We start from the raw sequence: 1,618 nt of genomic DNA on the forward strand, positions 1-1,618 counted from the left end.
GGCATCACCAGCACCAGCTTGTAGCCCTTGACCGCGGCCACCATGGCCAGGCCGATGCCGGTATTGCCCGAGGTCGGCTCGATGATGGTGCCGCCCGGCTTGAGCACACCGCGGCGTTCGGCGTCTTCCACCATCGACAGCGCGATGCGGTCCTTGATCGAGGCGCCGGGATTGCTGCGCTCTGACTTGATCCAGACCTCATGGCCGTTGCCGAACAGCCGGTTGATGCGGATATGCGGGGTATTGCCGATCGTCTGCAGGATATTCTGGACCTTCATGGTGTTCTCCGTAGCGGGCGCGATGCGGCAAGCCTGGAAGGCCCCCGGCACCGCAGGATCGAATGACGGGAAGATTCTAGTGCAAAGCGCCGGCTGCCGCTTACTTGCGGAACACCAGGCTGAAGCGTCCGCTATGACGGTGACAAGTACGAAAACAGCCTAAATACAGTGCATTTCAGTGTGTGCAGATGGATTCGAAGTGCCCCAAGACGACGATTTGCGGCACTGTGGGGCTAGTATGTCCGTGCCCTGGTTCGCATGAAGGGGCAGCGCGTCAGCGCTACTTTCGACAGCGAAAAAGCAGCGCGCGAGTGGGCGCGGCAGACCGCGAAGCGCATCAGCGACGGCGAGACCATCCGCAAGTTTGACGACACCGCCGACCCGTCTGTCGCTTACATCCTTGAGAAGTACGGGCGCGAGTCCGAGATCAGGAACCTTATCGGCGCGCTGGCGGAAGCCGAAGGCTGGACCGAAAGCCAACGCGTACATGTGCTGGATGTCCTGAAGAGGCAACCAATCTTCTCTCTACCCGACGACTTAGCGCACTTCCAGCATCGGCTTGATACGGTGCGTGGCGCTAAGGAAGGCGCTGATGCAATTGCGCGCGCCTGTGGCACTCATAGCGAGAGGCGGCTTGCTCCAGTGCGAAACGAGAGTCGGCGCTGGCCCGGTTCCAATGAGGGGTGCGGCATATTCCGACTCGTATCGGGGCATGCGGATGCTGTGTTGCATTGGCCAGCTCGGCGTTCCTGGACAGCACCCCAACAAAGTAAGCCACTTGAAGACCCACCTGGTGTGCGGGGGGGGCATCCCCTGGCGCGCGGGGATTGCGCGTTGGGCCAGGCCAGTACGCCGCGAATTCCGTCGACACCGTCTTGCCGAGCACCACTGCGCCAGCAGATTTCGCGAGCGCCACCGCCGCGGCATGCATGCGAGGTCTGAAGTCCTCGTAGATCGGCGAGCCGTATGTCGTGGGCATGGTTGCGGTGTCCATGAGGTCCTTCACGCCGATGGGAAGACCCTTGAGCGCGCCATTGCTGTGCGCATCGACTTGGCGCGCGTTGGCCAAGGCGCCTTTCGCGTCAACATGCTGCCACGCACGGAGTCACCCTCACCAATGCGAACGAGGCTCGCACGTACCAGGGCTTCTGCGTTGGTTTGCCCGTTGGACGCCGCTGCGACGAGGGCACGGATTGGCAAGTCCAGAAAATTTTCCATTTGTCGGGCCGTTGAAGGACTGCTTAGGGCCACCCCTTTCAAGGTGATCAAACGACACGTCCGGCCTTTATGACACGTGCGGTAGAGACATGCCGTCTTGCCACGCAGCCTGCAACATAGCT

At 61.5% G+C, this 1,618-nt stretch carries 2 protein-coding genes; both read right to left on the reverse strand.

Features of this window, described 5'->3' with window-relative positions; genetic code table 11:
* Positions 1-278, reverse strand: a 278-nt coding sequence (locus tag A3A5_RS39035) for a pyridoxal-phosphate dependent enzyme (RefSeq protein ID WP_035813173.1), incomplete at its 3' end; no start/stop codon positions are given.
* Positions 279-855: 577 nt separating this feature from the next.
* Positions 856-1,347 carry an amidase family protein gene (locus tag A3A5_RS41950; protein WP_198293163.1) on the reverse strand — a complete coding sequence of 164 codons (492 nt, stop codon included), beginning with the start codon at positions 1,345-1,347 and terminating at the stop codon, positions 856-858.
* Positions 1,348-1,618: the final 271 nt, after the last annotated feature.

The organism is Cupriavidus sp. UYPR2.512 (assembly GCF_000379565.1).
In the GTDB taxonomy this organism is placed as follows: domain Bacteria; phylum Pseudomonadota; class Gammaproteobacteria; order Burkholderiales; family Burkholderiaceae; genus Cupriavidus.